The following is a 24,806-nucleotide window of genomic DNA, read 5'->3' on the forward strand; positions in this document are numbered from 1 at the left end:
CCATTATCAACATTCTGCGAAACAACTAAAATCTTCCCACGTATGAAATGCTACTGGTTAGGGACATAGTAAAATTGCCAGCTTTTATGCAATCGTTTGCGGTGCCAGTTTAATACACGTTATACGACTCCTGGTACACACCATTGCTTATTTCGATCATGTAAAAAATTCCGCTACATACCGGGCAAACCCGGTAAGGCCTTTTTATTGCTCAAAAATTAATACCTAATGATTCACTATTTACCACGTTCTTCATCTGGTAAACGCAGTTTACACTGGATGATGCTGACTCTCTTACCCGCAGCAGGGCTACTCTATACCTCGCCGGTTCATGCGACTAAGAGCAGCGCAGCAGCCTTCTTCCAGCAAGATCCAACCCAGGTACGCGTAATTACCGGGGTGGTAACTGACGACAAAAATCAACCTGTTCCAGGTGTTACCGTATCTGTAAAAGGTACGTCTCATGGTACTGTAACCGATGTTAAAGGGGCTTACAGCCTGCGCATTCCTGCCAACCTGCCATCGCCGGTACTGCTGTTTACTTCTATGGGTTTCACCGCCAAAGAAGTTCCCTATACCAACCAGAAAACACTTAATCAACAGATGATTACCAGCGAGAAAGCGCTCGGTGAAGTAGTGGTGGTAGGTTATGGTACCCAACGTAAGGTAAATATGGTGGGTGCTGTTTCCGCGATTAAAGTAGATGAGAAAATGGCTGGCCGTGCGGTATCCAATGCTTCTTCTGCGCTCTCCGGCCTGGTGCCAGGCCTCTCTGCTACCCAATCCAGCGGTATGGCGGGTAAGAACGGTGCTGACCTGGTAATCCGCGGACTCGGTACAGTGAACAACGCAAAACCACTGGTAGTAGTAGATGGTATGCCGGATGTAGATATCAACCTGGTAAATATGAACGATATCGAAAGCATCTCTGTATTGAAAGATGCTACCTCGGCTTCGGTTTACGGCTCCCGCGCTGCCAACGGCGTTATCCTCATCACTACCAAATCAGGTAAGGGGAACAAAAAAACACAATTCAACTTCAACGGCTACTATGGCGTAACTGAGCCTACCAAGTCGTACGAATTTATGAGCGATTACGCAAAATCCCTCACCCTCTCGCAGCGACTCCAGATGGTGAATACATTGCGTAGTCAGACCAACTTCAAAGATGGTACCATTGATCAGTGGATGGCCATGGCAATGGTAGATCCGCTGAACTATCCAAGTACAGACTGGTGGAGCCTGATCATGCGCAATGGCGCTAATCAGAACTATAACCTCTCTGCCTCGGGTGGTACAGATGTTTCCAACTTCTTTGTATCTGTTGGTGTTCAGGATGAAAAAGGCTTGCAGATCAATAATAGCTACAAAAGATATAACGCACGCTTCAACTTCGATTATAAACTGCGTCCTACCATGAACGTAGGGATGAAGTTCGCTGGTGTATGGTCTAAGTTTAACTATGGTATGTCGGAAGGTTTCACCGACGGAGATGGTGGTAACCTGGATCTGCAATATGCTATTGCGGGTATCACTCCATACGATCCTGTTAGTGGTAAGTTCGGTGGTTCTATGGCTTTTGGTGAAGATGGTCAGGCATTCAACCCATATATGAACTATATGCAGAACCAGAACAATCAGCAACGCCAGCAACTCAACGCGACGATGTACTATGACTGGTCGCCGGTGAAAGGCCTGACTGGTAGAATAGACTACTCCCTGGCTTATTATAACACCTTCCGTTATAATGCACCTATTCCTACACAATCATGGAATTTCCAGACGCAATCTCCGAATGCCCGCGTATACTTCGCACCTAACTCGGGTATTTCCAACTATACTACCAATGGTTACAAAACACAGCTGAACGGTAGTCTTACCTACCATAAGGCTTTCAATAAAAACCATGATCTCACCGTCCTCGGTGTGTATAGTGAAGAATACTGGTTCGATCGCGTGCTGAATGCCAGCCGTAACGACCGTATCTATACTGACCTCCATGAACTGGATGCTGCACTGACCAGTGTGGTATCTAACGGTGGTAATTCAACGGCAGAAGGCTTACGTTCTTACATTGGTCGTATTAACTATTCTGCTTATGATAAATACCTGCTGGAATTGAACTTCCGTTCTGACGGATCTTCGAAATTCCTTCCTGGTCACCAATTCGGATTCTTTCCTTCTGCAGCTGCGGGCTGGAGATTTGCGGAAGAAGAGTTTATCAAACGATATACTTCCAATTGGCTGAGCAATGGTAAATTCCGCGCTTCATACGGTACACTGGGTAATAATAGTGGGGTAGGAAGATATGAACAACAGGAAACATTGGCCATGGCAGCTTACTACCTGGATAAGGATATCGCCAAAGGTTTTGTAAATAAGAAAATGGTGAACAGGGATCTTACATGGGAAACAACTTCTGTGTTTAACCTCGGACTGGATCTCGGTTTCTTCAACAGCAGACTGAATGCAGAACTGGACTACTATGATCGTCTGACGACCAATATGAACCGTCCATCTGATCTTTCTTACCTGCTCACAGGTGCTTACACTGCACCACGTAAAAATATCGGTAACCTCCGCAACCGCGGTGTGGAACTGAACCTGAACTGGCAGGATAAACTGTCTCACGGTATCGCCTATACTATTAATGGTAATATTTCCTATAACCACACCCGACTGGAAAAATGGAATGAATACCTGGGTCGTGGATATACTTTCCTGGATATGCCTTACCACTTTGTTTATACCTACCAGGATAACGGCATCGCACAAACATGGCAGGATGTCTATAATAACACACCACAAGGCGCCTCGCCGGGTGATATCCTGCGTAAAGACGTAAATGGTGATGGTATTATCGATGGTAATGATAAGGTAGCACAAAGTAACTATCAGCGCGACAGGCCTACTACCAACTACGCACTCTCCGCCAGTGTTAGCTGGAAAGGTATCGACCTCGGAATTATGTTCCAGGGTGCTGCCGGTAGAAAAGACTATTGGATTAACAACTATAACAACGTCAACTTTGGTGCTACCAGATACGCTGCAACTGCTGATCACTGGAACAATCCATGGAGCCTCGATAACCGCGATGGTCTGTGGCCTCGCCTCGGTGGTAGCGGCAACCGCGAAGAAACTACCTTCTGGCTGGATAACATGTCTTACCTCCGCCTGAAAAATATTCAACTGGGGTATACCGTTCCATCCCGCATCGTGAAACTGGCAAAAATTAACAGCGTAAGAGTGTATGGCTCTGCAGAAAACCTGGCTACCTGGACAAGATACCGTGGCCTGGACCCTGAGTCAACTGCCGATAGAAACACCGCTTACCCGCTGATTAAATCTTATTCTGTAGGTCTGAATGTAGGATTCTAAAAAACTTAACGATGAAGAAATTATCAAATATCATAAAAGCTGCTTTGCTCGCATCAGGTATAATGATGCTGATCAGCAGCTGTACAAAAAACCTGCTGGATCAGCAACCAACAACTGATGTAGGCTCCAGCTTTTTTTGGAAATCAGAAGATGATGCTACCTACGCATTGATGGGAGCTTACAATAGTACCAGGATTGTTTTCGACAGAGATTACTATTATGATGGTCAGGGTGATTATGTGCGCGTTCGTGGTGTTTCAGCGACTAGCCCGGCTTCATCTACATCCTCTCCAAAATTCTTTGTTCCTTCCAGCAGTAGCGGCTTCGCGCCACAGAGTTTCGGTGATAAACTGGATAGTATGTTCAGAGGCTTGTATGGTGCGGTAAACTCAACAAATTATGTTATTGAAAATGTAAATAACATGATCGCCCGCAATGTAGGTAATAAAGCCAACCTGGAAAAAATCGTGGGAGAAGCACGCTTGTTGCGTGGTATGACTTATTTCCGCCTGATCACCATGTGGGGGGATGTACCTTACTTCAGCAAAGTGGCTACCTCTAACGATGATGTACAAACGCTGGCACGTATGCCGATCGCACAGGTGAAAGATTCTATCATGGCAGATTTTACCTATGCTTATGATAAACTGCCAGCTAAAGCTACACAGGTAGGACGGGCTGCTAAACCAGCGGCACTTGCCTTCCGTGGTAAACTACAATTATTCTGGGCCTCCTGGAATAAAAACGGCTGGCCGGAGTTGCAAGGGTTTAAGCCGGATGGAGCCGCCGCCGCTGCTGCATTTAAAGGTGCTGCAGATGACTTTGGACATGTGATAAATGATTTTGGACTGACGCTTTACAAAGGTGGTGATCCTGGCAATATTGATACGCTTGGTGGTGCTGATATTCTGCCTAACTACTTCCAGTTGTTCCTGCCTACTGCGAATGGCGATCCTGAAATGATCATGGTATTTACACACGGTGGTATTGGATCTATGCAAAGTGAAGAACTGGTGCGTGAATTCGCAGGACGTAGCTTTGAAAGTAGTCAGGCATGGATAACACCAAGGTATGAACTGGCAGATCGCTACCAGTCTACCATTACTGGTGATTTCTGTCCGAAGCTGATTCCTATGGCACCGGGTGGCACTTCAAGAACAGCCACTAACTCCGCCCTCAATCCAAAAAGTTACGCCAATCGTGATTATCGTATGAAATCTACTATGCTGTGGGATTACGAAAAAATAATGGGGCAGTCAGGATCCAAGTCTACAGGGCTGTTACCTTTTGTTTTTAATGTAAGTGGCATTATTAATATCGGAGGTATTAATTATACTGCATATAGTGTGGATGTGGGTAATTCATATTCCGGATACATGTTCCGTAAATTTATTCGCAATTACCCGGGACAGGGACGCAGCGAGGGCGATTTTAACTGGCCGGTAATGCGACTGGCAGATGTTTACCTGATGTATGCAGAAGCTACCAACGAAGTAAATGGCCCACAAATGGATGCTGTTAACCTCGTGAATAAAATCCGTCACCGTGGTAATCTGCCTCCTTTAGCCGGTGCAAAATATGCCGATAAAAACAGCTTCTTCGATGCGATAGAACAGGAACGTATCGTAGAACTGGTAGGGGAGGGACAACGTGCATTTGACCTTCGCCGCTGGAGAAAGGTAGAAAAAACATGGGGTGGCATCGGTGGCCCGGGTGTAGGCGCCAAAGATACACAGGGTAAAATCAATCAGGGTACCATGTACTTCCAGAATGCAACAGACAGAGATTTCTCAAGATCCTATATCTTCAAAATCCCGCAAAGTGAAAGAGATCGCAATCCTAATCTGACGCAGAATACACCTTGGTTATAATAACATCAATCTAAAAAAATCAGTATGAAGAAATATATTATCATCAGTGGTCTGTTCCTGCTCATTATGGGTATGATGGCCAGCTGTTCCAAAAAAGATGAGCCGGTGGATGAAGATGGACTGCTGATCACCACCCGCACCGATTGCTACGTTGCCAACTTTGAACTGTTAGGCGCCGACTTCCAGACAGTAAGAACTATAGCACCAGAGATCGATACCGCTGCGGGTACTATTAAACAAACAGTACGTTATGGTACCGATCTGAAAAATCTCTGGCCACAGTTCTCCCTGGCCCAGGATTGTAAACTCGATCCTAAAATCACAGGTGTAACCGACTTCTCTGATCTCGCCAATCCACGCAAATACACCGTGGTATCAGGTAACAGGAAAGTGAGAAAAACTTATACCGTGATTATTACTGTTCAATCAAAGTAAATTTTTAGCGCATGAAACTCAAACTTAAATCATATACGCCTGCGCTCCTGGGTATCGCATTAATGGCTGCTTCCTGCTCCAAAGATGATTCCTATAAAGTGCCTACGGCAAAAAATGAACTGCAGAACGAAGTAATCAAACGTACGATCAGTCCTAATATAGTAGGCGGAACGATAGAATTCGCCTATGCAATGGCATTGCCACAAACCAAGGGAAAACTCGTTTCTGCACAAGTGGAAGCTTCCATTGCCGGTGCTACCGGTACCTGGATGGAAAACAAATCCTACTACTATGATGTCACCGCACTGCAGGATGTGGGTATTCAGGTAGCATCTCCATCTGTAACTACCAACACGACAACAGTCACTACTTTTACCAAAGATACCAATGCCGTAACCCTGCGTTTCTACTACGTAGTGCCCGAAGAGGCAAGAGGTAAAACAGTATCCTTTACCTTCAGCGCCAAAAGTAGCGATGGCGCAACGGTATCCGCTAAAATGGGACCATTCAATGTATCCAAAATGGATATGAAACTGGACCTTGGCGTTACCGACGGGGATTCTACCTATATCTCTATCGCGGATATGAAAGTCTACAGAAAAAGCGATGCGATTAGCGATCCTTCAAAGATCGATCTGATCTATATGTTCCGCTCTGGTGGTGTCATTGGCCATTGCCTGGTCGCTCCTGGCGCTCCAAAGGATTACCTCCAGGATTTCCTCCCTCCCAATAATGTTACCAATGCCACTAAGATCATCAAAGTATATGGCCTGCGTGATCAGCAACTGGCAAGAGCACAGTATGGTGTATTCATTGATGATGTGGACTTCGTTCAGCAAAGCTTTACCACGGCTCCTAACGCTATCTTCCAGCTCAAAACGGATGGTAGCGGAGCATGGGTAGAAACAGCCGATGGAAAATACCGCGCATATATCTACTGCAATGTGGTTGATGATGCCAAAAAGCGCATGACCATCAGTATCAAGCGCTATACAATGAAATAACTGTTTAGCCTATATGTAACGGGGATTATGAAAATAGTCCCCGTTATTTTTTTTGTTTTTTTCAGGTAGATTTCTGCCCACGGACAACCATTGCATAACTACTAACCACAACGTTATGAAAAAGAAACTGCTGATATTCCTATGCTGCTGCATCGGCACGAGTGCAGCCCATTCACAGAACCTGCTAAGCGGCCACTATTCAGCGACTGAGCTGGCAGCTAAAATTATTCCCCGCGATAAGTGGGAACCCTTTCCGCAAAGAAGCAACAGGCAGGTATGGACCACCATCGATACCGCCCTCGCTGCCAACACTATCCGTGCTGCGGAAGGGTACCTGCACTACGAATGGCCGGGTATCCCTGCCACCACTTCATTGCTGATCGTCAGAACAGGTAACAGGAGAGATTACCAGGATATCGCCAATAAAAAACGCGAGGTACTGGCCACACTCATGATGGCGGAAGTGTATGAAGATAAAGGCCGGTTCACAGATGATATCATCAACGGTATATGGTCTGTTTGTGAAGAAACTTTCTGGGGCGCCTCTGCCCATCTTCCTAAAAGTAAAGAAATCAGCGGGCTCGCAGATGCTGCTAATCCTTTTGTAGAGCTGTTCTCCGCTGAAACAGCGGAACTGCTGGGCTGGGTGGATTATTTTATGGGAGATAAACTGGACAAGGTTTCTCCGCAAATACGTAAACGCATATACGACGAAACCAACCGCCGCATTTTTGTGCCATTGATGACCAAATACCATGGCTGGATGGGGGATAGCGGAAGTGGCCGCCGCCCGAATAACTGGAATCCATGGATATCTTCCAACTGGTTGTGCGCTACTTTATTGTTAGAACATGATGAGGCCAGGCGTGCGGCTGCAGTATCTAAAATTCTGCATACGCTGGACCAGTTCCTTAACCCATATCCGCAGGATGGCGGCTGTGATGAAGGTCCGGGCTACTGGAGTGGTGCCGCAGCTTCCCTGTACGATAATATCTGCTTCCTCAACCTGGCCACCAACAATGCTTTCGCCTATGTGCTGAAAGACGAAAAAGTGAAGCATATGGCCCAGTTTATCTATAAGGCGCAGATCAGCCAGGATTATTTCCTCGACTTCGCAGATGCTGACCCAAGGCCAGGCATGGGCGGCTCCCTGATTTACCGATTCGGTAAAGATGTGGGCGACCCGGATATGATGCGCTTTGGTGCTGCCTATATCCGGGATAATCATAGTATCTGGAGAGGTACGTATATGTATTACCGTAATCTCTTCTCCCTGTTTATGCAGGATGAATTCAGAAAGGCAGAGAAAGGATTGCCGCTGCTGCAAAACGTTTGGTGGCCCGACCTACAGGTGATGGCTACCCGCGATAAAGCCGGCTCCTCACAGGGTTTCTATGTGGCTGCCAAAGGTGGAAACAACGACGAAAGCCACAACCACAACGATATCGGTAACTTCATTGTTTACTACGACGGACTCCCGGTACTGGTGGATGTTGGCCGCGGAACCTATACTGCCCGTACTTTCTCACCTAACAGGTATGATATCTGGTTCAACAGGTCAGATTATCATAACGTTCCTACCGTTAACGGCTACACGCAAAACCCCGGCCCGGCATACAAGGCATCGGCAGTAAGCTGCAACCTGACCTCCGCCACCGGTATCATGAAGCAGAATATAGCAGCCGCTTATCCGCCGGAAGCGGGCATCAGCAGCTGGAACCGCAGCGTTACACTTAAACGTGGCAGTAAGGTAGTCGTGGAAGATGAGGTGAAACTTCAGAAACGGGATAGTCTTACCCAGCACCTGATGACCTGCTTTCCTTCAGCGGTAACGGCACCAGGTGTTATTACCATTCATGGCGAAGGCAGGGATTATAAACTGACCTTTCCGGCAGATAAACTGACGGCAACCATCGAAAAGGTAACTTTAACAAAAATGGAAGATGAAGGAATCAGGCAGAAATGGGGCGATAATATCTATCGCATCAACCTGAAAGCAGTACACCCTGCGGCAAATGAAAAATACACGTACATAGTAACACCGGGTGCTAAAACCGTTGCAGCTGTTGCAGACAAAGATGCGCCTAAAGAATCCCACGATTGATTTTTGTGTCAGGGGAGCGGCCCGGTATTGTTTTTCCGGGGAGATAGGAAGACGGGCAGCCGTTTTGCCAGGAAATAGATCAGGGATATACAACATAGCAGGATAAGCCCCCAACGCAGGTATTTCGCTGTTGTAATCGATACGCCAAAGCCTGTGGCCACCGCAATATAACCTGCGAGGCATACCGGGCATTTGGGTATAAGCGCCAGTACCACGCCAGGAGTGGCCCATCTGATAAAGGAAAAGAAACGCCGGAATAGCCGCCGGCGTTCTTTTTTTTCATGATTGCATGGACAGGAGGTAGTCATGGTAATACGGTTTAATGACAACAGCTGCTCTTGCCCGTATTTGCAGGCTGTGGCTCATATTTATCGTGGTGTCGGATCCAGCTCATAGGATGAGGCCCGTCGTGACGCTCATTTCTACCCAATGGTGCGATATCCAGATAATTATACGTATTAACCATTATCTCCGTGCCCCTTGCATAAGATGAATAGGTATGATAGATATGGCCCTGGTCGTCCTTGTAAAAGGAACTCATGCCGGGTAATTCATCTGCAGCGCCAACTCCTTTCTGATAGTTGTAATAGGTGTCGCCGGCTGCAATCTGTTCAGGGGTAAACGATACATTGAAGTCGTAATTGAAATCACTGCCATAGGAAGATACCCATTTGAATTTCCAGCCCATACGTTGCTGAAATTTCCTGATCTTCTCCAATGGAGCCCTGGAAACCACTACCAGCGAAACATCATGATTGTTGAGATGTGGCAGCGTTCCGTCAATACTGTCTGCATTAAAGGAACAGCCCGGACAACCTTCTTCCCAATCAGGCCCAAACATAAAATGAACAATAATTAACTGACTGCGTCCTTCGAAAAGATCAGCAAGGGTTTCTTTGCCTGCAGGGCCTTCAAAAGTATATTGCTTATCGATCCGCACCCAGGGCATTTCCTGGCGCGCTGCTGCAAGCTGGTCGCGCTGGCGGGTGAACTCCTTTTCCTTCATCAACAGCGCTTTGCGGGCGAGGTCCCATTCTGCAGCTGATACTACTTTGTTTGTCGTTTGCATAGTAAATGGATTTTCCTTTTAACAAAGATCTGATCGGAATCAAACTTTTATGCTGTGCGAAAACGTCAAAGAAAGGGGTATATGCGACAGTTTGCCTTTTGTGGGTGGTTTGCGACAAATCAGCCACATCCCTGTAAGGTGACATGGCTGTTATAGGAAGAAGAAATAAGACACTAAAAGTTATCAGTAAGCTTTAACATAAAGCTATGCGCAGAGATAAAAAAGCCATGGTTCATATACAACCGGTGCGCAGGCGCCAGCGTATGGCCGGAAGTCAGCCTTACACTGCCCAGTCCCTGCTTCTCTGCCAGCTCCCTGATATGTTCCAGTAAATCACTGGCATAGCCTTTTTTCTGGTGCTTTGGCAGCGTAGACAGGTCATCGATATAGATGTGTTTACCGCCCAATAGTTTGTTCAGTCGCCTGAAACCTGCAATGGCCGCTACTTCATCGGGTTTTTCGTCTGCAGTTACATAGATCAGCATATAGCCTTCTTCTTCCTGCATCTCTTTTATCTGCGGTAAAAAATCAACTCCCTGCAAATGCGGACGCAATGCTACAATTGCGTCTGTGCAGGCAAGTATAGTTTCATCTGTGTCTGCGTAATGGATAGTACGTGTCATCATTTTTCGTTTAAAGGACAGGCTGATAATGCAGGGAGATCGCCAGGCGATTCCAGCTGTTGATCATAATAATATTGAGTAATATCTCTGCCGTAGTTTCCAAACCAAAGTGCTTGACTACTTCATCATAGGTGGCTGTCGAAAGGCCGTGCTGGCTGATATCCGTTACTTCTTCCGTCATGGCCAGCAATGCACGCTCTTCCGGTGTATAAATGGAGGTCTCTCTCCAGGCATTCAACAGGTAAATACGCTCCTCCGTTTCTCCATATTTGCGGGCATCCCTGGCATGCATCGCCAGACAAAAAGCGCACTTGTTGATCTGTGAGGCTCGCAGCTTGATCAGTTCCTGCTGCGTATGTGTCAGTGAGCTGTTGGTGGCATTAAATACTTCCAATGCACGTAAAGCTTTGTACCCTTCTGGCAATACCTCTGTTAAATTAAATCTGGATTCCATGGTCTGTTGTTTTTTTGTGTTGAGATGATCACAAAATTATAAACCATCTGGACTATCTTTGTAGTCCACTTTGTAATTATTAAATAGTCCAGATGCTCCCCTACAAGACATTGATTTTGTTAGATAAAAATGCCCCGCAGGCCATCTATTTACAGGTAGCCAACCGGATAATTGCCCTTATCAGGGAAGGAAATCTTCAGCCAGGTACTTATCTTCCGGGGAGCAGGATCATGGCGGATGTGCTGGGACTGCACCGGAAAACCATAGTAGCTGCCTATGAAGAGCTGGTGAGCCAGGACTGGCTGATGGCCATTCCCAGAAAAGGAATGATGGTGGCAACAAACCTCCCCGAAATCAAGCCACGAACCTTTCAGCCACAGCACGATGCATACGGGGAAGAACCTGGTTTTGGTTATAAAAAAATCCCGGTCATCTCGCTCCCTTCTATAAAAAAAAGTCCTAAGCGCCTCATTATTAACGATGGGTTTCCGGACATCCGCCTGGCCCCAATGGATGAATGGATAAAGGAATGCAGGTCGGTCATCGGGCAACCTTATCATCGGAAAATTATGGTGACTTCACCTCCATTCGGTAACCTGAACCTGCGGCAGGAAATGGTGCATTACCTGGCCGCCAGCCGGGGATTGAACATCAAAACAGCGAATATCATGGTAACCAGAGGTGCCCAGATGAGCATCTACCTGGCAGCTTCACTGGTAATTAATAAGGGAGATAATGTTATTGTCGGGACGCCGAATTACTTTTTTGCCGACCTGGCCTTTGAGCAATTGGGCGCTAATCTGCTCCAGGTTCCTGTAGATGAAAACGGCCTCGATATCGATGCCGTGGAAAAACTATGTGCAACAAAAAAAATTAAACTGCTGTACATCATCCCTCATCATCATCATCCTACTACGGTAACCCTCAGTGCAGAACGGAGAATGAAGCTGCTGGCGCTTATCCGTAAATATAAGCTGGCAGTTATTGAAGATGATTATGATTACGATTTTCATTATGCTTCTGCACCGATATTACCGCTGGCCAGTGCAGATCATGGCGGCAATGTAATTTATGTAGGCTCTTTCACAAAATCACTGGGGCTTTCCCTACGCATAGGTTTTATGATTGCACCTGCCAGGTTTATAGAGAATGCGGCAGCTATGCGACGCCTCATGGACCTCGGCGGTGATAACCTGGTGGAAGAAGCGCTGGCCAATATGCTGGCAAATGGTACAATTAACCGCCATCTTAAAAAAGCAAATAAATACTACTGGGAACGTCGCGATCTGGCCGGACAGCTGCTCCAGGAAAAGCTGGGGAAGTACACACAGTTCCGGCTTCCGACTGGTGGGATGGCCATCTGGTTGTCATTCAATAAAAAATACCCGTTACCTGCAATAGCTGCCAGAGCGGCTGAACAAGGCCTGGTCATGAGCGATGGCAGCAGTTATTCGCATATGAGCAAACCCTTGAATGCACTGCGTTTTGGCTTTGCCTCCCTCCATGAAAAAGAGCTGCATACGGTAACGGATATACTTGCTGCTGTATTGAAACGGCGGCTATGATTTTTTTACTTTCAGTCGCCATGTCTCCCTCGTTTTGCTGCGCTGACGCAGCTTTTCGAGCTGCTCCGGTCTCAGCGTTTTCAGGAGATAGGGCAGAGTGGTGAGCAACGATGTATCTGATACGGCCACTTTATCTAATTCGAAGCCCTGGTCTTCAAAGAAAGCTTTGGCCGCCTCATATGAATCGAATTTCTTTTCTTCTATCTGGTGCTTCTCAAAAAATTCCATGAGGGCATCAGACCGAATGATTTTTTTTCTGAATTCGGGATCTTCTTTTATGTAGATGTCTGCCGTAATCCAATACCCTCCTCGTTTTTCGAGAATGCCACGGATAATCTGGCACAATTGTTTTTTCTCTTCCAGTTCCAGGTACATCAATAATCCTTCATTCACGATAGCCAGTTCTCCGGCCGGAAATTTATCGGCTGTCTGCTGGAATGCCACTGCATCCAGGGCGTTCAGTGGTAATACTTCCAGCATGCTGCCAGCGGCGGCGGGATGCTTTTGTAGTACACTGACAAAGCTTTGCTTGGTGGCGATAAGATCGGGGAGGTCTGTGTCGATATAGTGAAAACCTGGCCTGGATACGGTGGCCAGTCCACGGAAAGAAAAGCCTGACGAGAGTTCCAGTATATTGTGAATACCGGTTTCTTCCAGCAGCTGGTCAATACTCCAGTAGCGGTCTTCGAAATGCAATACCCTGGCCCAGAAATAGGGTTCTTTTACGTCGAAATCCGGTGTGTAGGGCGCCGGCGCATGCATGATATGCGCGGCTTCCAGCGCAAACGGTATATTGGTCAGACTTTTAAGAAAAAGTAAGCCTTTCGCTGAAGGGCTGATGGCGTTGAAATCCCGGGTAGTGGTCATAATTTGGGAAGTTAGATCGTTCAACAAAGTATTGAAAAAAAAGGAAGTAAAAAAGCCATTCATCTGTAATAGAAGAATGGCTTTCGCAGATGATGATCATCTTTGGTAGTTTCCGTCGTTAATTAATTGACTGAAGAATGCGGCGCCAGCGGATACCGTCGCTGTCGTAACTCATCCAGGTAATCCATGCTTTTCCTACCACATGGTCTTCCGGAACAAAGCCCCAGTAGCGGGAATCGAGGGAGTTGTGCCTGTTGTCGCCCATCATCCAGAAATAATTCATTTTAAATGTATAGCTGTCGGCTGGCTGGTTATTGATGAAAATTTTTCCATCTTTTACCTGCAGATCGTTTCCTTCATATATACGAATGACACGGTCATACAGCGCGATATTGGTCGTATTTAACTGCACCGTCTGTCCTTTTGCGGGGATAACGATAGGTCCGAAATTATCCTGGTTCCAGTGGTAGCTGGCGGTGTCATGCGGCCAGATTTCCGGATTGGCTTCCTGGTAAGTAACCGGGATAATACTTTTTACTACCGGCCAGCTACGCATAGTTGCCACATCCGCTGCGGTAAGATTACAGATATATTGGCCTGGCAGTTCACCCGCAGCAGGCTCATCAATAATGCCCATTTCTTTCAGGCGGATACTGTTGAGGGATTCGCCGTTGGTTTGCACCAGGTAAGGCATTTCGCTTTCAGGAGCAGAAAATGGTGTCAGGTGGTTGATATGCACCTGCCCGTTGATAATCTGGAGCGTATCGCCGGAAATGGCTACACAGCGCTTGATGATGTTTTCGCGTTTATCCAGCGGGCGGGGCATGATGTGGAACTGGTTCCATACAGCTTCGCGGCCTTCGCGGCGTACCAGCTCGTAATAATTCATGCTTTCCTCTACTTCCAGCGCTACAGTATCACCGGAAGGGAGGTTAAACACCACAATGTCATTGCGCTGGATCTCAGAAAAGCCAGGCAGGCGGTGGTAGCCCCATTTTACAGCCGTGCTGTAGGAAGGAGTGTAGCGGGTAAAAGGCATTTTATTGTGTACCAGCGGTATGGCCAGTGGCGTTTCCGGCATACGCGGGCCATAACTTATCTTGCTGACAAAAAGATAATCGTTTACCAGCAGCGTGCGCTCCATAGAACCCGAAGGAATACAGTAGGCTTCAAAGATAAAAAGGCGGATCAGGGTGGCAGCTACAATGGCGAAAACAGCGGCATTCAGCCATTCACGTAAAGCAGACTTCTTCTGGGGACTGGCGGATTTCTTCGTGCCAAATAGCTTCATAGTGTTGGATTTTGTAGTCCTAATTTCGCTTTTTTTCAGATGTTTAAAAAGGATTTATTAAGGACGGTCTCTGCGCAGGTCACAAGGTGTTAAATTTATGTAGATTAAGAAAATAGAAAGGATGTTCAGTTTCGAAAGGAAATGCTTATATTCGTAAACACCCGGTAACCTCATCTGTCGTATCTTTACCCCGACGGGGAGTATAAAAACCGGTTATTAATTATGTCTAAGTCACAGGAAACCTTCGGCAAAAAAGAATTTGAAAAGAAGAAAAAAGAAAAGCGGAATGCCAAAGAGGAGCGTAAGGAGGAAAGGCAGGCTAAAAACAACAAAGGAAAGAGTCTGGAAGATATGATGGCCTATCTTGATGAAAATGGTAACATTACCAGTACGCCACCTGATCCATCAAAAAGAAAAGAAATTAATGTTGAAGATATTCAGATAGGCGTTGCACGTCAACAGGAGGAAGTGCCGGAAATCGAACGTACCGGCGTCATTACCTTCTTCAATGAATCTAAAGGATTTGGTTTTATCAAGGATGCGAAGAGTCAGGAAAGTATTTTTGTTCATGTAAATCAGTCACAGGATCCGCTACGCGAAAATGCAAAAGTCTCTTTTGAAATTGGTTCCGGCCCTAAAGGCCCTATTGCCATCAAAGTAAAATTACTGAGGTAACAGCACCAGCCATTTCTTTTTTGATAAGCATGCCATTTTTTGTTCCAGATTTACACACTGCCATCAACTGGCAGGAAAATACTGTTGCTATTTCTATCGGCTGCCAAGGCCGGACTTATCTCCCGCATTACCTGCTGAATTAATTTTCGTACCTGTTTCAATTCCACCTTGGAACAAGGCATTTCCTGCCTGTTCCAGGGTTCAACACCCACGTATGAAAAATTTACTCATCAACGAGCCGCAACTGACGGCCGGATTGTCTTTTGAATCGACACTGCAGGTTCACGACGTTGACTATCGTGCCCTGCTGGAAGCCTTCCCGGCAGCCGCCTATATCTGCGATACAGAAGGATTTATCCGCGTATGGAACCGCCATGCCGTTCACCTCTTCGGCAGAGTACCATTTCCTGACCTCGATAAATGGTGCGTTTGCCGCCGCGCCTTTTCTACCAGCGGCAAACCACTGGAAGAAGCCGCATTCCCCGTAGCATATACCCTCGCTCATCAGCAACCATGTACCGGAAAAGCCATCATCCTCGAAAAAAATGATGGCAGTAAACGCATGGTCCAGATGAATACCAGCCTCCTGTATAACAAGGTTCATCAGCCCTTCGCCGTACTTTGTGTCGTTGGCCAGCCAGGTGTTGTACAGCCAGGCAACCACGACCTGCCCGCCGCTGTGCTCAACAGTACCAGTGAGGTTATTATCACCGTTAGCAACGATCATAGTATCACCTCCTGGAATAAAGCCGCAGAACAGCTGTTCGGTTATATGCCCGCAGAAACCACCGGTAAACATATCAGCATGATTTTCCTGAACGGCGATATGCCGCTCTCTGCCTCCGGTGAACATACGCGCTTAAGCGCCCATTGCCAGACAAAAGACCAGCGCATAGTGGATATGGACATCAGCCTGTCGCCCATCACCATGGCCGGCGAAAAGCTGGGATATGTGCTGGTAGCCAGAAATGCAGCGGTGGCCAATAAACTGCAACAGCTGTCCAGGGAAGGAGAAGAACGCATCCGTCAGGCAGTAGCCGCCAGCAACCTCGGCCTCTGTGAGCTGGATGTCCTGACAGATTACCTCAAACTCTCCGCCATCAGCCGCAATATCTTCGGATTACCTTCCGCCATGCCCGTCAATATGCACGTGTTTTACAGCCGTATTCACCCGGCAGACGTGAATATGGTCCGGGAACAAATGAACATGGCACTCAAAGGTATCAACGACGGCTACCTGAAAGCTGAATTCCGTATCATCCGCTATGACGACGATAGCCTCCGCTGGATCAGCTTCCGCGCTAAAGTATACAGCAACGATCACCATCAGCCGGAAAGGGTAGTAGGAACCATCGCCGATATCACGGAAACACAAACCCTCCTGGAAGAACTGGAACAGGCGGCCTCCCGCAAAACCATTGCCCTGCAACGTTCCATGGCACAACTGGAACGCTCCAACAAAGAACTGCAGGACTTTGCCCATATGACCAGCCATGATCTCCAGGTACCGCTTAAAAATCTGGCACTGTACGCAGAAATCGCCTGCACCAATACCGACCCCGGTAGCCCCGCCTTGCCATGGCTCAATAAAATGCTGCATACCATTTCCCGTATGAACTCCCTCGTGGAAGATGTACTGGAATATTGCAGCCTGACAAATGCCATCACATCGCCTGAAACCGTGGATCTGGCAGTGGTATTGAAGGAAGTGCTGGACGACTATCTGCCGCTGATCGCTGCAAGGGAAGCCATTATTGAACAGGATGTGCTGCCATGCATCAAAGGTGTGAAAGTCCAGTTATACCGCCTCTTTCACAATGCGATCGGCAATGCCCTGAAGTTTGCCGGCCAGCCTCCCCTGGTGCGTGTGCATTGTAATGCACTGTCACGTGCCGAACAACAGCTGCTCCCGGAGTTACACGCCGATCATAAATACCTGCGCATCCGCATAAATGATAACGGCCCGGGTATCGACAAACATCTCTCTGAAAGAATATTCGATATCTTCCATAAAGGCAGTCATGCCGGTTATAGTGCCGGAACTGGTATCGGCCTCGCCATCTGCCGGAAGGCAGTACAGGCACACGGTGGCCTGATCACCGCCTGCAACGCACCCGAAGGCGGTATGCAGATAGACATCTATCTCCCCGCCACCTGATTATTTCCCGCAAAAAATATTAATGCTGCAAAAACTACTGTATCTTTCCGATCTATACTTTTCGTCATTATGATTATCGATACATTAGAGAATGCAGCCCGTTACCAGGGCCTGGGCGCTAAATTTGTAAAGGCTTTCGAATACCTTCAGCAGACCGACTTCAACGCAGTGGCCAAAGGTAAATATGAGATAGATGGAGACCGCATCTTCGCCATTGTCAACGAATATGATACCATTGAAGAAGCCGGTGAACAAATGGAATCTCACCGTAAATACATCGATGTACAGTTTGTAGCAGCCGGAGAAGAACGCATAGGTCATGATTTCCTGGGAGATAAATCCCCTTCACGTGCCTATAGCGATACCGAGGACTACATGTTATTTGCAGAGAAGCCTGCATTTTATACCACCCTCAGACAAGGTCAGTTTGCTATTTTTTACCCTACTGATCTGCATATGCCCAACTTGCGCGTAGCCGGCCCCGTGCCCGTTAAAAAAATAGTTATAAAAATCAGTGTACAGTAATGAGTGTTATTTTCAGAGATATTCTGCCCGCAGATAACCCGGTGATGGCAGCCATTATCCGCCGCTCCATAGAAGAATTTGATGTGCCAACAGAAGGAACGGCCCATACCGATCCTACTACAGATAATCTTTACCAGTTATTTCAGACAAAAGGCTCCCGTTATGCCATCGCAGAAGAAGATGGTGTGATATTGGGTGGTTGTGGCATTTTTCCTACCCATGGATTGCCAAAGGGGTGCGCCGAACTGGTGCGTTTTTTTCTGTCGCCTGCGGCCAGAGGAAAGGGACTGGGTGTTAAATTGCTGGAGAAAGCATATGAGTTCGCCAGGGAAGAAGGATATACCAGCCTTTACCTGGAATCTTTTCCGGAGATGACCCGCGCCATTTCCCTCTATGAAAAAAATGGTTTCGAATACCTGCCGGCGCCGCTGGGTAATTCAGGCCATATTTCCTGTACCGTTTGGATGTTGAAATCATTGTTTTATGAACCTAATAGGTAATGTAATCTGGTTGATCTTCGGTGGCTTCTTTTGTGCCATGGGCTATTTTGTTGCCGGCATAGCCTCGTGTATTACCATCATTGGTATCCCGTTTGGTATCCAGTTTTTTAAAATCGGACTGCTCACCCTGATGCCCTTTGGTGCACAGGTGCGCGAAGGCAGGGCGCCAGTAGGCTGCCTGGCCACCATTTTTAATATCATATGGATTTTCACCGGCGGACTGGCCGTAGCGATCGGGCACCTGTTCTTCGGTTTCCTGCTAACCATCAGCATCATCGGTATTCCATGGGGCCGTCAGCATTTTAAACTGATGTCCCTGACATTTGCACCATTTGGTAAAGAAGTATACTAGCCCTTCTATATATTCAGTTTACACTTTGCACTGTCTTAAAAAGTAAATGACCGGGCGGTAGCCCGCCGTCTGGCCGGTACTGTTAGTGCTTTTTGGACTTGCTCCTAAAACTATCTGCAGATAATACGACATGGATTGTATCATCAGCAGATAGTTTTTTTATTTGAAATTTCTGAAAATATGGGTTACCTGTTAGGGCTTTTACGTATAAAGGGGAAACGACCTAATCATGCGTTACTCCATACCACTGTGGGTTTTACCCGCCCTGACCCTTGCTGCCTGTTCTGCAGGTCCATCACATCACAGCGCTACAGCAGAGGCAGCAGCAGAAGAAAAAATTTCAGCCAATACAGTGACAGCTGCCGCAGATTCTGTAGCCTTTCAAAATAATATAGCATCGCTTAACTCCGCGTCCCGTAAGCGTGTACGCAGTGCTGATATACAATGCCGTGTAAATAGTGTATTCGATGCCGTTAGTACTATTGAGCGCGCAACCCGTTCTGTAGAAGGTGTTATTGTATCCAGCAACCAATACAGCCAAAGCAGGAATGATAGTTACCTGCCTTATACAACCGACTCTGTACGCCAGGTGAGGGTGTATACTACTGCCGCAGATATTCAGCTGAAAGTGCCCGTAGCAAGCCTGGATTCAGTAGTACATGTTATTACAGGTCTGGCAACATTTATCGATCACAGAACGCTGAAGGATGAAGATAAAACACTGGATTACCTGTCCAATTCCCTGCGGAACAATGTAGCGGCAAGTACGGTAACGGCAGATAAAAAGACATCTTCTGTAGATGCAGCTACCTATAATGATGATAAGAAAGTAGAAAAGATTGACCGGCAGATCAGAAATCTGGCGATCATTGATGATGTCAATAATGCCACTATATCCATTGCACTCGTGCAGCCTGATAAAGCAGATGTACAGATAGTCGTTAACCCGGATGCCGTTAGCAGAGCTGGTTTTGGAACAGAGCTTAAAATGTCTGTGATCAATGGGACAGAAATGCTGCGTAATATATTCCTTTTCCTGGTTGGAATCTGGCCGTTGGTAATTCTGGGTGTGCTGGGTTATTTTACCTTCAGAAAGATAAAGAAGGCGGCATAACCGCTACTGTAAAAGGTTGAAAATCTCACAATTATTTAATTAAATTGTGAACCTCATAACCTTTTGCATGAATAGCACAACCAAAACACGACTCTTGTCGCTGGACGTATTCCGGGGTATCACTGTAGCAGCCATGATAATGGTAAATAACCCGGGTAGCTGGAGCTTTGTATACGCTCCGCTGGAACATAGTAAATGGAACGGCTGTACACCAACAGACCTGATATTTCCCTTCTTCCTCTTTATTGTAGGGGTTTCCGTACCCTATGCCATGGGCACAAAAAGAGAAGATCCGGCCAATCATAAATCACTTATCCTGCACGCACTGCGCAGAGGTTTGATCCTGATCCTGATTGGAATGGCATTGCGCATGATGTCTAACTGGCACTTTGAAACACTGCGCTTCCCAGGTGTATTACAGCGAATTGGTGTGGTATTCTCCATCATCGCCATACTGTTTATAAAAGGCAGCAGAAAGACCATCGCATGGACTTTCGGTGGCTTACTGGTGCTGTATTATATACTGATGACTTTTGTACCCGTACCCGGTGTAGGGGCTCCTAACCTTGAGCCGGAAACCAATCTGGGTGCGTGGTTAGACAGACTAGTTTTCACCACCAATCACCTCTGGTCTCAAAGCAAAACCTGGGACCCCGAAGGATTGCTCAGTACCATGCCGGCAGTAAGCACCGGTTTATTTGGTATACTGGTAGGTACCTGGTTACGTCGTAAAGACAGAGAAGATGCCGTAAAGGTAAGCTGGATGTTTGTGTATGGGTTCTGCGCCGTTATTGCGGGCCTGATCTGGGATATGTTTTTCCCTATCAACAAGTCACTCTGGACAAGCTCCTTTGTACTGTATACCGGCGGCCTGGCCACGATGGCACTGGCAACCAGCTACTGGCTCATCGACGTGCAACACCGGACCAGATACATGGAACCATTCGTTGCCTTCGGTAGAAATGCAATTACCGCCTTCGTACTGTCTGCCGTAATACCGAAATTGTTAAGCCTCATTCCCGCAGGGAATGATCAATCTTTACAGGGCTGGATAAACAACAACGTTTTCGGGAATATATTCTCTCCCTACAACGCATCGCTGGCATCCGCCCTATTCCTCGTATTCCTTATCTGGATACCTATTCAGATAATGTATAAAAGGAATATTATTATTAAAATCTAATATGAACGAACAACAAAAGAAAACGAAAAGTAAATTTCTAAGTTATATTCTCAGGCATGATCCAGCTTCCATTAATTTGGAGCTGGACAGCCAGGGATGGGCAGACGTAACCCAGCTGCTGCAAAAAGCCGGTAACAGGCTTACCTTTGAAGAACTCCAGGAAATTGTAGCCACCAACGATAAGCAACGCTTCTCCCTAGATATTCCCAATAACCGGATCAGGGCCAACCAGGGCCATAGCATTGATATCGAGTTAGGATTGCAACCCCAGGAACCGCCTGAATATCTTTACCATGGTACGGCCTCCCGTATGGTGCTCCTGATCAGAAAAGGCGGACTCCAAAAAATGAACCGTCAGCATGTGCATTTAAGCCTCGATAAGGATACCGCTACCAAAGTAGGGGCCCGGCACGGATTTCCCGTAGTACTGACCATCAGGAGCGGAGAGATGTTCAGGGATGGAATCCTGTTTTATTGCTCCGACAATAACGTGTGGCTCACCGACAATATACCGGCAAAGTATATTGATAAGTGATAATTGCAGGCTCCGGGTCAGGTTGTTTGGAAAGAATTGCGGATATTCGTAATTACTGAAAAGCCTTTGCATTAGCCCATTCAAATTTTAGTTATGTCAATTACATCCGAGAATGAATTAAACGGAATGAAGCGGATCAGTGATATTGTAGCGAATACACTGAAAGAAATGCGGAACTTCACTAAACCAGGAATGACTGCACAGCAGATAGATGATTTCGGCGGCCAGCTGCTGAATAAACAAGGAGCCAGGTCGGCTCCCAGACTGACCTATGGCTTCCCCGGCTGGACCTGTATCAGCGTTAATCACGAGGTGGCACACGGCATTCCCAGTGCCGGTAAAATAATTCAGGAAGGTGACCTGGTCAACATAGATGTTTCTGCCGAATACAATGGCTTCTGGGCAGATAATGGCGGAAGCTTTGTGGTAGGAAAAGATATCCATGGTCATCAGTCATTGGTAGATGCTTCCCGCAATATCCTGTATAAAGCCATCCATGCCATCCATGGTGGTGTAAAGATCTGCGATATCGGCAGGCTTATCGAAACGGAAGCCCGTAAATCCGGCTACCGCGTTATCCGTAATCTCGCCGGACACGGCGTAGGAAGAAGCCTGCACGAATCCCCGGAAGATATCCTCAATTGCTATGACCGCGCAAACCGTAGTAAATTCAAGCGTTTTTCAGTGGTAGCCATTGAAACATTTATCTCCACCGTATCTGATTACGCCAACCAGGAAAGCGACGGCTGGACACTGGTAGGGAATAAAGGCGGCCTCGTTGCACAACATGAACATACCATCATTGTGACGGATGGTGCACCTGTCATTCTTACATCCGCCAACGAAATCTGGAATTAATTGTAATTTGCGCCCATTATGTCTTTATACACTACAAAGGGCGCAATTACTATTACCTGTAATAAACGCCTTACACCTTTCCTGGAACAGGAAGTTCGTGACCTTGGCTTTGTGCCGGAAGATACCTTCGTGACCGGTGTACGCATTCAGGGCACTATTAACGACTGTATTAAGCTCAATCTGAACCTGCGCACTGGCAGCCAGGTACTTTATAGCCTCAAGCAATTTGAGGCCAGAGATGCCGACGAAATCTACCTTCAGCTGAAATCATATGCCTGGGAGAAGATCCTGAAGCCTGATGGCTATTTCTCCATCACCAGCAACGTACTTAACGAAACCATCAATAACAGCATGTTTGCCAACCTGCGTGTGAAAGATGCCATCGTAGACCGCCTGCGGGAGAAAACCGGCAAACGCCCCTCCACAGGAGCAGAGCTGACAGGCGCCGTTGTAAACCTCTTCTGGAAAAACGAACAGGCAGAAGTATTTATCGATACCTCCGGCGACTCACTGGCCCGCCACGGTTACCGCAAAATACCAGGCCGTGCCCCCATGCTCGAAGCATTGGCAGCAGCTACCATTCTGGCCAGCCGCTGGGACAGGAAATCCCCGTTCATCAACCCGATGTGCGGTTCCGGTACCCTCGCCATTGAAGCAGCATTAATTGCTACCAACAGCCGCCCCGGCCTTTTCCGCGACAACTACGGCTTCATGCACCTCATCGGGTATGATGATACCATCTACCAGGAAGAACGTGGAAAACTGGAAAAGCAGATCATCGAAGTACCCGGACTCCGTATCATCGCCACCGACCTTAGTGAGCAGGCCATCAGCAATGCCCGCAAAAATGCACGCGCAGCCGGAGTGGATGACATGATCGAATTCCGTGTATGCGATTTTGCCGCTACCAACGTGCCTGCCGGCGCCAATGGCGTATTGTTCATGAACCCGGAATATGGTCTGCGCCTCGGCGAAATTGAAGCCCTGGAAGAAACTTATGGCCGAATCGGCGACTTCATGAAACAGAAATGTGGGGGTTATTTCGGGTATATATTCACCGGAAACCTCGATCTGGCAAAGAAAATAGGACTTAAAGCCAAACGCAGAATTGAGTTTTATAACGCAACGATCGATTGCCGCTTGCTGGAATATGAACTGTATGCCGGTACCAGGGATCCGCGTAAGCTCTCTGCAGAACCAAACGCATAGCCGTTAGGTATACAATAAAAAGCCGTCTCTACATCGTAGAGACGGCTTTTTATTTCTAATAGCTTTCTAATAAAAAACTATCCGTTTTCTAACTGCCAGCTACAGCAGGCAGCGCTATATTTGCAACGTAAAAAATAAACAACATGGACCCAGATCCTGCAACGTCATTTATTCACTTCCTGTAACCCGCCCAACCGCTGGTAGCGCCGGTTGCAGGGCAAAACCAGTACTATGTTCAAATTTAATTTCTTTCGTAAAGGAAAAGCTTTACTCGCACACGAAGATTTCGCACCAGAAACAAAACCTTTTATCGCTGCAAACCACGAGGAAGTACTTACTTTCCATAATACCAGACTGTATTTCTACAGACCAGTAAGGTTACAGCGCAGGTCCAGGAATCAGATGATCTCCTGAAGGGCTGACTATATAGCCGCGCTGACATTAATAGGGCGGGAGAAACTCTCTTCCAGGGAAATGATGGTTTCTGTCCGCTCTATTCCTTTAATATGCTGGAGGTCATCCTGCAGAATCTTGCGAAGCTCGGCACTGTCTTTACAGATAATCTCCGCGAACATGCTGTAGGCACCGGTTGTGTAGTTCAGTCGTACGATCTGGGGAACTTTCAGGAGTTGCTTGGCCACGCTCTCGTACATAGAGCTCTTTTCGAGGTAAATACCGATAAACGCCAGTACATCATAACCAATGGCACGCAGGTTTACCTGTAAACGCGTTCCTTTGATAACGCCCATTTCATGGAGCTTTTTGATACGTACATGGATCGTGCCACCGGAAACAAACAATTTCTTGCCTAATTCAGCATAGGAGATGCTGGCATCATTAGACATTTCAGATATGATTTGTAAGTCTAATTTGTCAATATTTAACTGATGGCTCATTTCGATACTTCGATTTAGATTTTATCTAAAAATAACTAATTATTTGCAAAAATATCAAAATAATATATTATCAACAACAAGAAATCAGGCAGATAAAAAAAGTATATGGATGTAACGGGAATGATTATACGTTTAAATTG

General features: G+C 46.8%; 24 protein-coding genes. 17 read left to right on the forward strand and 7 right to left on the reverse strand.

Translation table 11 applies throughout. The features are described 5' to 3' along the window. The first annotated feature begins 228 nt into the window (after window positions 1-228). The 5 genes from F3J22_RS21340 (at window position 229) to F3J22_RS21360 (ending at window position 8,792) form a co-directional block, all read left to right on the forward strand. The gene (locus F3J22_RS21340; RefSeq protein ID WP_167019958.1) at window positions 229-3,378 is read left to right on the forward strand and encodes a TonB-dependent receptor; all 3,150 of its coding nucleotides are present in this window, start codon (window positions 229-231) and stop codon (window positions 3,376-3,378) included. An 11-nt stretch (window positions 3,379-3,389) separates the two neighbouring features. Next, window positions 3,390-5,249, forward strand: coding sequence for a RagB/SusD family nutrient uptake outer membrane protein (locus tag F3J22_RS21345; protein WP_167019959.1), 1,860 nt, complete (start codon window positions 3,390-3,392; stop codon window positions 5,247-5,249). 24 nt (window positions 5,250-5,273) lie between these two features. Beyond that, entirely contained in the window at window positions 5,274-5,684 is a 411-nt protein-coding gene (locus F3J22_RS21350; RefSeq protein WP_167019960.1) for a hypothetical protein, read from the forward strand. Between the two features lie 11 nt (window positions 5,685-5,695). Beyond that, entirely contained in the window at window positions 5,696-6,688 is a 993-nt protein-coding gene (locus F3J22_RS21355) for a DUF4466 family protein (RefSeq protein ID WP_167019961.1), read from the forward strand. Between the two features lie 115 nt (window positions 6,689-6,803). Further along, window positions 6,804-8,792, forward strand: coding sequence for a heparinase II/III family protein (locus tag F3J22_RS21360; RefSeq protein WP_167019962.1), 1,989 nt, complete (start codon window positions 6,804-6,806; stop codon window positions 8,790-8,792). An 8-nt stretch (window positions 8,793-8,800) separates the two neighbouring features. On the opposite strand, the gene F3J22_RS21365 is transcribed toward F3J22_RS21360, so the two are convergent. From F3J22_RS21365 to F3J22_RS21380, 4 genes are all read right to left on the reverse strand, one after another. Beyond that, entirely contained in the window at window positions 8,801-9,100 is a 300-nt protein-coding gene (locus tag F3J22_RS21365; RefSeq protein WP_167019963.1) for a hypothetical protein, read from the reverse strand. 11 nt (window positions 9,101-9,111) lie between these two features. Next, window positions 9,112-9,861 (reverse strand): thioredoxin family protein, encoded by a 750-nt coding sequence (locus F3J22_RS21370; RefSeq protein ID WP_167019964.1) that lies wholly within the window; start codon window positions 9,859-9,861, stop codon window positions 9,112-9,114. A gap of 173 nt (window positions 9,862-10,034) precedes the next feature. After that, window positions 10,035-10,484 carry a GNAT family N-acetyltransferase gene (locus F3J22_RS21375; protein ID WP_167019965.1) on the reverse strand — a complete coding sequence of 150 codons (450 nt, stop codon included), beginning with the start codon at window positions 10,482-10,484 and terminating at the stop codon, window positions 10,035-10,037. A 10-nt stretch (window positions 10,485-10,494) separates the two neighbouring features. Continuing rightward, entirely contained in the window at window positions 10,495-10,938 is a 444-nt protein-coding gene (locus F3J22_RS21380; RefSeq protein ID WP_167019966.1) for a carboxymuconolactone decarboxylase family protein, read from the reverse strand. Window positions 10,939-11,030: 92 nt separating this feature from the next. Here F3J22_RS21380 and F3J22_RS21385 point away from each other — a divergent pair, with 92 nt between their 5' ends. Continuing rightward, window positions 11,031-12,503 carry a PLP-dependent aminotransferase family protein gene (locus F3J22_RS21385; RefSeq protein WP_167019967.1) on the forward strand — a complete coding sequence of 491 codons (1,473 nt, stop codon included), beginning with the start codon at window positions 11,031-11,033 and terminating at the stop codon, window positions 12,501-12,503. Here the strand turns inward: F3J22_RS21385 and F3J22_RS21390 are convergent. Beyond that, window positions 12,498-13,370, reverse strand: a complete 873-nt coding sequence (locus tag F3J22_RS21390; RefSeq protein ID WP_167019968.1) for a hypothetical protein — start codon at window positions 13,368-13,370, stop codon at window positions 12,498-12,500. The two genes, F3J22_RS21385 and F3J22_RS21390, sit on opposite strands and share 6 nt — an antisense overlap. 118 nt (window positions 13,371-13,488) lie before the next feature. After that, window positions 13,489-14,661, reverse strand: a complete 1,173-nt coding sequence (lepB, locus tag F3J22_RS21395; RefSeq protein WP_167019969.1) for a signal peptidase I — start codon at window positions 14,659-14,661, stop codon at window positions 13,489-13,491. Window positions 14,662-14,883: 222 nt separating this feature from the next. Here lepB and F3J22_RS21400 point away from each other — a divergent pair, with 222 nt between their 5' ends. From F3J22_RS21400 to F3J22_RS21450, 11 genes are all read left to right on the forward strand, one after another. Continuing rightward, entirely contained in the window at window positions 14,884-15,336 is a 453-nt protein-coding gene (locus F3J22_RS21400) for a cold-shock protein (protein ID WP_167019970.1), read from the forward strand. Between the two features lie 214 nt (window positions 15,337-15,550). Then, window positions 15,551-17,494 (forward strand): PAS domain-containing sensor histidine kinase, encoded by a 1,944-nt coding sequence (locus F3J22_RS21405; RefSeq protein ID WP_167019971.1) that lies wholly within the window; start codon window positions 15,551-15,553, stop codon window positions 17,492-17,494. A gap of 69 nt (window positions 17,495-17,563) precedes the next feature. Next, window positions 17,564-18,019 (forward strand): YhcH/YjgK/YiaL family protein, encoded by a 456-nt coding sequence (locus tag F3J22_RS21410; protein ID WP_167019972.1) that lies wholly within the window; start codon window positions 17,564-17,566, stop codon window positions 18,017-18,019. Next, window positions 18,019-18,519 (forward strand): GNAT family N-acetyltransferase, encoded by a 501-nt coding sequence (locus tag F3J22_RS21415; RefSeq protein WP_167019973.1) that lies wholly within the window; start codon window positions 18,019-18,021, stop codon window positions 18,517-18,519. The genes F3J22_RS21410 and F3J22_RS21415 overlap by 1 nt, the downstream gene beginning before the upstream one ends. Then, window positions 18,503-18,871 (forward strand): YccF domain-containing protein, encoded by a 369-nt coding sequence (locus F3J22_RS21420; protein ID WP_167019974.1) that lies wholly within the window; start codon window positions 18,503-18,505, stop codon window positions 18,869-18,871. The genes F3J22_RS21415 and F3J22_RS21420 overlap by 17 nt, the downstream gene beginning before the upstream one ends. A gap of 229 nt (window positions 18,872-19,100) precedes the next feature. Further along, on the forward strand, window positions 19,101-19,985 hold the full coding sequence (locus F3J22_RS21425; protein WP_167019975.1) for a hypothetical protein: 885 nt from the start codon (window positions 19,101-19,103) through the stop codon (window positions 19,983-19,985). A 67-nt stretch (window positions 19,986-20,052) separates the two neighbouring features. Further along, complete coding sequence (locus F3J22_RS21430; protein ID WP_167019976.1) at window positions 20,053-21,168, forward strand: acyltransferase family protein; 1,116 nt, start codon at window positions 20,053-20,055, stop codon at window positions 21,166-21,168. Window position 21,169: 1 nt separating this feature from the next. Next, window positions 21,170-21,703 carry an RNA 2'-phosphotransferase gene (locus tag F3J22_RS21435; RefSeq protein WP_167019977.1) on the forward strand — a complete coding sequence of 178 codons (534 nt, stop codon included), beginning with the start codon at window positions 21,170-21,172 and terminating at the stop codon, window positions 21,701-21,703. 93 nt (window positions 21,704-21,796) lie between these two features. Further along, window positions 21,797-22,561, forward strand: a complete 765-nt coding sequence (map, locus tag F3J22_RS21440) for a type I methionyl aminopeptidase (RefSeq protein WP_167019978.1) — start codon at window positions 21,797-21,799, stop codon at window positions 22,559-22,561. An 18-nt stretch (window positions 22,562-22,579) separates the two neighbouring features. Then, window positions 22,580-23,770, forward strand: coding sequence for a class I SAM-dependent RNA methyltransferase (locus tag F3J22_RS21445; RefSeq protein WP_167019979.1), 1,191 nt, complete (start codon window positions 22,580-22,582; stop codon window positions 23,768-23,770). Window positions 23,771-24,001: 231 nt separating this feature from the next. Beyond that, window positions 24,002-24,184 carry a hypothetical protein gene (locus F3J22_RS21450; protein WP_167019980.1) on the forward strand — a complete coding sequence of 61 codons (183 nt, stop codon included), beginning with the start codon at window positions 24,002-24,004 and terminating at the stop codon, window positions 24,182-24,184. Between the two features lie 8 nt (window positions 24,185-24,192). On the opposite strand, the gene F3J22_RS21455 is transcribed toward F3J22_RS21450, so the two are convergent. Continuing rightward, on the reverse strand, window positions 24,193-24,666 hold the full coding sequence (locus tag F3J22_RS21455; protein ID WP_167019981.1) for an Lrp/AsnC ligand binding domain-containing protein: 474 nt from the start codon (window positions 24,664-24,666) through the stop codon (window positions 24,193-24,195). Window positions 24,667-24,806: the final 140 nt, after the last annotated feature.

Origin of the sequence: Chitinophaga sp. Cy-1792 (assembly GCF_011752935.1) — a bacterium.
Classification (GTDB): Bacteria; Bacteroidota; Bacteroidia; order Chitinophagales; family Chitinophagaceae; genus Chitinophaga.